This is a genomic window from Pseudomonas sp. ANT_H12B, assembly GCF_008369325.1.
Classification (GTDB): Bacteria; Pseudomonadota; Gammaproteobacteria; order Pseudomonadales; family Pseudomonadaceae; genus Aquipseudomonas.
Map to the genome: position 1 here is coordinate 1 of NZ_VOBI01000041.1, position 7,540 is coordinate 7,540.

At 47.0% G+C, this 7,540-nt stretch carries 9 protein-coding genes; 2 read left to right on the forward strand and 7 right to left on the reverse strand.

Annotated elements, in window-relative coordinates:
• Positions 1 to 173 precede the first annotated feature (173 nt).
• Both FQ185_RS29870 and FQ185_RS29875 read left to right on the forward strand, forming a co-directional pair.
• Positions 174 to 365, forward strand: coding sequence for an AbrB/MazE/SpoVT family DNA-binding domain-containing protein (locus FQ185_RS29870; protein WP_149420576.1), 192 nt, complete (start codon positions 174 to 176; stop codon positions 363 to 365).
• Positions 366 to 491: 126 nt separating this feature from the next.
• Entirely contained in the window at positions 492 to 1,094 is a 603-nt protein-coding gene (locus FQ185_RS29875) for a hypothetical protein (protein ID WP_149420577.1), read from the forward strand.
• Positions 1,095 to 1,164: 70 nt separating this feature from the next.
• Here FQ185_RS29875 and FQ185_RS29880 read toward each other — a convergent pair whose 3' ends face one another.
• The 7 genes from FQ185_RS29880 to FQ185_RS29910 all read right to left on the reverse strand — a co-directional run.
• The gene (locus FQ185_RS29880; RefSeq protein WP_149420578.1) at positions 1,165 to 2,397 is read right to left on the reverse strand and encodes a secretin and TonB N-terminal domain-containing protein; all 1,233 of its coding nucleotides are present in this window, start codon (positions 2,395 to 2,397) and stop codon (positions 1,165 to 1,167) included.
• A 24-nt stretch (positions 2,398 to 2,421) separates the two neighbouring features.
• On the reverse strand, positions 2,422 to 3,513 hold the full coding sequence (locus tag FQ185_RS29885) for a zonular occludens toxin domain-containing protein (protein ID WP_149420579.1): 1,092 nt from the start codon (positions 3,511 to 3,513) through the stop codon (positions 2,422 to 2,424).
• Entirely contained in the window at positions 3,513 to 3,800 is a 288-nt protein-coding gene (locus tag FQ185_RS29890) for a DUF2523 family protein (RefSeq protein ID WP_149420580.1), read from the reverse strand. The genes FQ185_RS29885 and FQ185_RS29890 overlap by 1 nt, the downstream gene beginning before the upstream one ends.
• Before the next feature lie 8 nt (positions 3,801 to 3,808).
• Positions 3,809 to 5,149 (reverse strand): hypothetical protein, encoded by a 1,341-nt coding sequence (locus FQ185_RS30315; RefSeq protein WP_178113627.1) that lies wholly within the window; start codon positions 5,147 to 5,149, stop codon positions 3,809 to 3,811.
• 129 nt (positions 5,150 to 5,278) lie between these two features.
• Positions 5,279 to 5,497, reverse strand: a complete 219-nt coding sequence (locus FQ185_RS29900) for a hypothetical protein (protein ID WP_149420581.1) — start codon at positions 5,495 to 5,497, stop codon at positions 5,279 to 5,281.
• Between the two features lie 243 nt (positions 5,498 to 5,740).
• Positions 5,741 to 6,073 (reverse strand): DNA-binding protein, encoded by a 333-nt coding sequence (locus FQ185_RS29905; RefSeq protein ID WP_149420582.1) that lies wholly within the window; start codon positions 6,071 to 6,073, stop codon positions 5,741 to 5,743.
• Positions 6,074 to 6,333: 260 nt separating this feature from the next.
• Positions 6,334 to 7,540, reverse strand: a 1,207-nt coding sequence (locus FQ185_RS29910) for a phage/plasmid replication protein, II/X family (RefSeq protein WP_149420583.1), incomplete at its 5' end; no start/stop codon positions are given.

Consider the following 7,540-nt stretch of genomic DNA (forward strand, 5'->3'; position numbering starts at 1 on the left):
ATTATGCGAACCTAAGGATTCTCCTTGTGGGGCTCTGCTCAATGCTTTTCACCAGGTGATCAGGCTGGCCAGGCCGAATTTGTCGCATGCGAAAAAACACCATCTCGAGCATGACGATTCCGCAGGAACCATAATCATGAATCGACCGTGTCCTTTGATCACCTGGGGAAAATATGAACCCAACACCTAGCTCTGAAAATAACCCGTGGATTGTCACCTGCCAAGACGCCGCTGATGGCACTGGCGACCTGATCGTGCCTTTGCCTGATGATCTTCTGGCTGCAATCGGGTTGGCCATTGGTGACAAGCTGGACATGGAAAAACAACCTGACGGCACGATAACCCTGACGCCAATTCGTTCGTAAAACTCATTATGCGAAGCGTCCTATACAGACGCGGGAGCGTCTGGTGGCCAGATTTCAAGACCAGCCCTGCCAAAAGCGCGTCGACGGTCTCCCAGCTCATGATAGTCTCAAGCCTTTGAATTCAAAGTGATTGAGGTTCGCGTGCTGTTTTATCATTTCACCCGGTTGGCTGCTGTCGCCTCTATTCGTCAGAGCGGCATTTTTAAAGGCATCGTACCTTTCTATCAAAAAAATCCGCCTCCAATGGTGTCCCTCACGTCCGTGCTGAACCCAGCCAAACATGGGCTGATCACCGGGCAAATACTGACTGAAGGTGTGGATCCTGAGTTTGAGGAAATGGCCAAGCGTTGTCCGACTTTTGTCACTGGGGTCGCACCCAATCGAACCATGGAGCTATTTGATCAAACCGAAGTCGTCATTGAGATTGATATAGATCCGGAGGACCCAAACCTTGTGGACTACAACGGTTTCATCGACATCGTTCGTCCACTTTTTCCGGCTGGCACTCCAAAGAATCTTTTAAAAGCAACGGCTATCGTTACGGGACTCTATCCACTGGGTTCTGAGTATAAAGAGACCAAGAGAATCGATCAGCAAGTTTTAAAGCTGCAATACTCCGGCGCGATTAAAGATCCCGGCTGGTTCTTCTATAAAGACGTCATAACACCTGACATGATCTCTTCTGTAAGAAAAAGAGACATGAATGGTCAATACACCATTCAAATTTGAAATTTCCAGACGATTTGAATATAACTAAACTAAATGTCTGTTTAGTTTAGTTATATGAGGCGGCACACAACTAATTTGGCAGCTGCGCTATATCAATGCTTGGAACCAGCGTCGGTGTGATGAAAAGGATCAGCTCTGCTGTTGAAGTCGATTGCGTTTCATAGCGAAAAAGCCGGCCAAGAAATGGAATGGAAGCAAGACCAGGAACGCGATGTTCTTGTGTTGCTTCGATGGTCGTGTACACACCACCAAGAGCCACGGTAGCACCAAGCTTCACGCGGACATTTGACGCTAAAGAGACGGTTTTAATAGGCGGAACACCATTAAGTGCATTGGCAAAATCAGGCTCATCCTTAGCAAGCTTAATGTCGAGTCTAACGCCATTGTCATCAATAAATGGGGTCACATCGAGAGAAAGCGCGGCCTCCTTGAAAGAAGTGGCAGTGTTCCCCTCCCCTGTAGCCTGCTGATAAGGAACCTCGGAGCCTTTCACGATTCGAGCTTGTTGCTTATCACGTGCAAAGACATTTGGTCGAGAGATCACCTTTCCATAACCACCCTTCTCCATCGCAGCTAACTCTAAATCAAGAATCGCCGAACTGGAGACAAAGCCAATGCCAGCAGTAACCGGCACAGCGCCAGTATCAACAAAAGTACCAACCGTTTTGCCAACGAAATTTCCGGCCTTGATCGTTCCGGACCAGTTAACACCAAGTTGCTTGGAAAAAGACCGATCCACCTCAACAATCCGCGCCTCAATCATCAGCTGAGCACGCGGAAAATCTACGGCTTTTAGATACGTGGCCAGCTCTTCGAGCCGGGATGGGGAAAGGCGGGCCACTACAATGCCTGAAGCATCATTCGCAGCAAGAGATTCCTGATTGAATTCCTTGGAGAAAAGCGGAAAACCTGCAATAGCCTCAGACGCAAGCATATGTTTTATATTGAAAATCGTGTTTTTGTTGTCGTCCCTGCTCACCGGTAAAGGGGAATCAAGAGATTCAAAGTATTTTGGATCACGAGAAACATACAAAACATTCCCTTCAATTTGATAATGAAGGTTCTTGGTTTTGCCAACGTACTCTAAAGCCTTCTGCCATGTAACAGACTTCATACGCATTGTGATAGTACCGTCAACATCGTCCGCACCAATCAAATTGAGACGAGCAAAATCTGCAATAAGCTGTAAAGCAGTTTTCGACGGAATAGAATCAAAATCAAAATTCATCTTTTCATCATCAGCATAAGCAAAAAAAGAAGCCGAAAAAAAGACAGCAATCAGGAATGAACACAAAGTCTTCATAAATATACCAAGATAAAGGATGGCTTAGCCGGATGGGCTGCTTGCGCTACGCTGAGCTGCCCCACCGCCTAAGCCGCCAATAATAGGCGGCATAGAAAATGAGGATTTTTGCGTCGTCCAGGTGGTGACACGTTCACCATCTACGTCGCAATACGCTTCTTTGAAATCAGAGAAAAAACGACAATTTGAAAATGATATGTAGCGGGTATGTCCTGAATTATCGACCAACACAGCGATAGAAGAGTCACGCTTAGAATTAGGGTCGGGCTCAGAAGCGTAAACAAAACCGCTCAATCTCCAAGACTCAGAGTAAATAACTGGTGGTGCAACAGGAGCCGGTTTAGGTGCAGGCGCCTGATTTACAATTTTAGTCTGACTGGACTCAGGGTGTGCTTGGACGGCTGGTTTATTAAAAAACTTCTTTAGACCAAAAAAAGCTATGAATGCGCAGACAACAATAATAGCAATCAACGACCACAAGCCATAGGAGCGCAAAAAAGATGCACTTTTATCAGCCACAGACTCATCACCCACCTCACCGGTTTCTGAATGAGTCGCTGACTTGTAATAAGCCTGAATACTTTTATCGAAAACCCCAGGAAACTGACGAGTAAGTTTAGATTTAGGAGGTTTATCACCGGTAACAACACCTGAATAAACATCCACACGATAAACTTTTTTGGATATTTTATAAACGCGAAAAGTAGTTTCTATTAAAGTTCTAGCCCAGCTTGGGATTTGAGAGAGATCTTGAGTGACAATAACAATGCGCATGGAATTATTTTTAGCATCAACCATGTGTCGGTGCTCAGCCAATAATTTCTTATCCCATGGGTTGGCCTGATTAGATTTCTGCCCTTCCGGCCAGCGACGCCATGCTTCGTCAATGATCAAAACGCAACCATTGTGTACGTATTCAGCCAAATCGGGAAGCTCATACCAGTCAGCTGGAAGCTGTTGAATAGTTCCACCAAAATCAGCCAGCAAGTCATCAGCATTCAACGGAATATTGGTGACAACATGCCGATCCTGCTTAAGTGACGGAATAACGACACGCTCGACGACGCCGTAACTCTTTCCATGTCCTGGCTTTCCAACATAAGCATGAATAGCCATTAGCCGATCACCGGAATACGACGAATCATAAACCGAATGAGGTAAGCAACAAGGATCAACCCTAAACCAAATTGGATTTGGAACATATTCATGAAATACCAAACAGAATCAGGAATGCCATCAAAAGCAGTAGCAGAAGTACGGATCTGATCAGCGAGGCCTAAAGAATCAAGCAAAAAGATAAAAGCGTCCCACAACCAACCGAAAACCATGAAAATGACGTCGATTACCCAGGTGGCAATCTGCTCGAAAATTGATTTAAACCACGACGCAAGTGCAGACAACATAAATCACCTCAAGCAGTCAGAACGATACGAACGGCAAGAAAAGACCAAATAGCGATGAAAACCGCTTTCAAAATCGGCGCAATGAGACCAAATAACTTGCAGTGGCTATCAAAAACAATTTCTTTTGAAAAAAGGGAAACAGAACCAACAGGACACACCGCAGCGGCATGAGAAGAACCACTGAAAGCTGATTTCGCCGTTGTGAACGTATTAGACGAAACCATTTTTTGTTTCATATCAATTAGTTGTGATTTGGCTTGTTCACCACGACCAGCAACTGAAGCCGATAAATCAAGAGGGCCAGGTGGAGTAAAAGTTTCATCACCACCATCACCATCACCGCCAGTACCGCCGCCTGTACCATCACCACCAGTGCCGCCGCCCGTACCACCATCACCGCCAGTATCGCCGCCTGTACCACCATCACCACCAGTGCCGCCGCCCGTACCACCATCACCGCCAGTATCGCCGCCTGTGCCGCCTGTACCACCATCACCGCCAGTGCCGCCGCCTGTACCACCATCACCGCCAGTGCCACCACCTGTTCCACCACCAGGTTGTTCGGGTATAGGAGTACAGGTTTCGCTGCCTTCTACACGTTCAGAACCTTCAGGACAGGGAATGAGCGTGCACATTTTAGACCCGTTAGCGAACTCATAACCTTCGGGGCACTTGTCGGATAATTCATCACCGACTTCCCCCGGCTTAATTGAAGGATCTACTTGGCAGGTGGCTTCTTTGTTGTTGCTATCAAGTATTAGGCCGTAATTATAATTGCAAAAACCTTCAGTTTCAGATCCGATAGTTAAATAACACTTCTCTCGAACACCTGCACTGTACATGCAGGAATCAGCACAAACGCTCGGGCCCGGTGGGTGAGATAAAACATATCGTTTTCCGTCGCCACTATCAGAATCAACTACTGTGCCAACTGTTCCTTTTAAAACGGTAGAAACTTCGCAAGAATGTTGTCGCGCTACAAAATGGCCAAAATCAATCCAGCCTGACTCAACCATAGAGCCATCACCCGCAAGCCGTTTCTGATTAAATCGAAAAGAGCATGAATAAAGATAATAAGGATAGCCAGAAAGTTTGCACTCAGGAGTGGTGCTGCTAAAAGAATAATAGTTCGCACCCCAGTCAGCTTTGAAAGCAGCTTTTAAAGCAGCCGCTACAGACTCAGAAGCCTCTTCAGGCGAGTTAAACTTGTAACTGCGATCAGGGCAAATATCGGAACTGCCATACGTGGAAGTCAAATAAAAACAACTATATTTGGATGCGTCAGCAGCGAATGCAGATTGTTGAAAACAAGCAATGATCAGAAAAAGCGAAAAAAGAATTTTCTTCATGTCACCAACCCCAAAAAACAGCAAAAGCGCAACTTGATCCAATTACGAACATTGCGAAGTAGTAGAGCTGATCCATAAGAAATCCCTTAAAAAAAGGGCTCAAAAGAGCCCTTTGTCACGCAAAAGTTCTTAACGCAGGAAAGCGAGAACGATTTTTGCGCCTTTAATTCCGGCATAAACAGCAGCGAGCAAAGCCGCAACAGCCAGAACACCGACACTGATCGTGGAGAAATCAACGCTAGACGTCAGCGTCGAGTAATCCCAACTTCCAGCTGCAAAAGCATTGGCCGAGATTGCAGAAGTGAAGAAAACAGCAGCGACACTTTTTTTACCAATTTTTTTAATCATGTGAGCCTCAACTTGTTTTGATGAAATTTAGAAACGCACGAATACCCATGGAAAAAACCATAAAGGTTGCTACCAAGGTAAAACCGGCGCCGAAAGCTTGACCCAAGATAATTGGGTCTAGCTGGGATGGATCAAAGGGAGGTTGAACTTGTACAGCCTCCCAAGACCCCGAACACTGAGGATAACCACCCTCAGTTCTTAGCTCGCCAGTGCAGCGAACAAAATCGGACATTGGGCCTACCGCTATGAAGCCTTGGAAGGGGTGATTTCAAAGTTCTGCGGTTTTCCATCACCTGAAAGATAGAAGTCAAAACCTGCATTACCGGCCTTAGAAGCCCATGCAGCGACGAAGACAGGAACAGACACCGCCTTGCCTTTATATTGGTTCCAGACGTTATTGAGGCCCAGCTCCATATTCTTCTTGGAGAGTTTTACTTTGAGGGTCTTCACTTCTGGAAGGCCATATTGGTTGATGTCCTGAACCTCAAGCAGAATGAGATTCTCGGTAAAAGTGTTTTGGCCGACAGTACGGTTGTCAGTATGAAAACCGTGGCACAGGCCGGTTAGAGTCAACATGGTTTACCTCACAGGATTATATTTTGGGCGAGTGCCCGGTTCACGATATGCCCAGCCAGGAATTTGGGCGTTTGGATCTCGACGAAAACTACGCAGAGCCAGGCGTCCTTTATTTTTCTGAACGACCTCAGCGCATGAAAACGAAAGGAAGTGACGCATGATCGAATTGACCAACGCGTTCGACTCGGCGGTAACACCGAGCTGGTCAATCACCTCAAGTTCAACAGTGCTACGCAGGATCAGATACTTTGACCGCTCCATCATGCTGCCTCGACAGTTGGTTCTACGTACCAGCCCGGGCGCTGGGCATTGAAATCGACCTGCACAAACCGAAGAATGGGCACGACATTATTTTGCTGATCGGACACTTTGAGCTTCTGCAGAGCTGCCTTTGAAATTCCGCATTCGCATATGTCTCTGATGTGGTTATAAAAGCTGGCTCGATTCATCGAAGCTTGGGTTTCTTCCCAGCCATAATCCTTCAAGCTACGGTACGTTCGGAAAAGGCTACGAGCGTAAGCGTCAGAGGTCTTGCCAGGGACAAAGATCGGAGGAACCGCTATACCCCCAACCATTTTTTCCTTGGTGAAACGGCCTTTGCCTTGTTTAGTGTGTTTTTCAAGAAGTGCGGCCAGCACTTTTTCATCGTTAATAACTCGCATCTGGATTCCCTCAAAGGCCGCAAAAAGGTCTTTAGTCACTTGCTCCCAACACCACTGAATAAAACAAATGCCCTGCTCTGCCAGCGCTTGCTGATGACGAATCAGGTCATTAAGTAAATTTGAAATTCCGCGACGGTTAAACCATCGCTTTGCAACGGTTACTTCAAGACGAAGAAGGTTTTCTGACCACGCCTGAAGGTCTGGATTGCTGAGTACTTTCACAGTTCTTGCAGCGGAAAGATCGCCGCGACCGGCTTTCTTTGCCTCCTCCAACTGCTTCATGAACTCGGGGTGTTTGAGGTAGATCTTCAGCCGTCTTAAGCGAGAGTCTTTGGCGCCGAAGTAGGCCGTTGTTTCGTAGTCGTCTCCCCTGCCCTTCATTTGGCCGTTCGAAACACCACGAATAGCCTGTATTGCTTGGCGTGCAGTGCGCTCATCAGGCAATCGACTGGAGTAAGTGCAATCAATGTCATAGACCTCACAGCAGTCTATGGCGAGCATTGCAAATAATTTGGGATAGGTCCCTGCAAGCCACTTGAGCATCGTCAGGGCCCCCATCTCAATACAAGTCGGCCCAAATACGTTGTGACCCTGCATCAGCTTTGCAGGCGAGGCCTTGAGTTCAACACCCGGCATCAGGCGTTTGCCCATGCTTTCGTGGAACACTTTCATGGCCATTGGGGTGAAACCAGTCCCCAAAGATTCCCAAGCGTGACGTAAGTAATCAGCGTGATGGGTGCCCTCTTCGTCGACGGTGATTTGAGCTTGCAGTGGAATTCCTAGCGACTCGATATCGACCAGGTGC

Coding starts and splice junctions, on each gene's coding strand:
- FQ185_RS29885 (WP_149420579.1), bottom strand. CDS start 3,513: ATGGCTATTCATGCTTATGTTGGAAAGCCAGGACATGGAAAGAGTTAC.
- FQ185_RS29870 (WP_149420576.1), top strand. CDS start 174: ATGAACCCAACACCTAGCTCTGAAAATAACCCGTGGATTGTCACCTGC.
- FQ185_RS29880 (WP_149420578.1), bottom strand. CDS start 2,397: ATGAAGACTTTGTGTTCATTCCTGATTGCTGTCTTTTTTTCGGCTTCT.
- FQ185_RS30315 (WP_178113627.1), bottom strand. CDS start 5,149: ATGAAGAAAATTCTTTTTTCGCTTTTTCTGATCATTGCTTGTTTTCAA.
- FQ185_RS29890 (WP_149420580.1), bottom strand. CDS start 3,800: ATGTTGTCTGCACTTGCGTCGTGGTTTAAATCAATTTTCGAGCAGATT.
- FQ185_RS29905 (WP_149420582.1), bottom strand. CDS start 6,073: ATGTTGACTCTAACCGGCCTGTGCCACGGTTTTCATACTGACAACCGT.
- FQ185_RS29900 (WP_149420581.1), bottom strand. CDS start 5,497: ATGATTAAAAAAATTGGTAAAAAAAGTGTCGCTGCTGTTTTCTTCACT.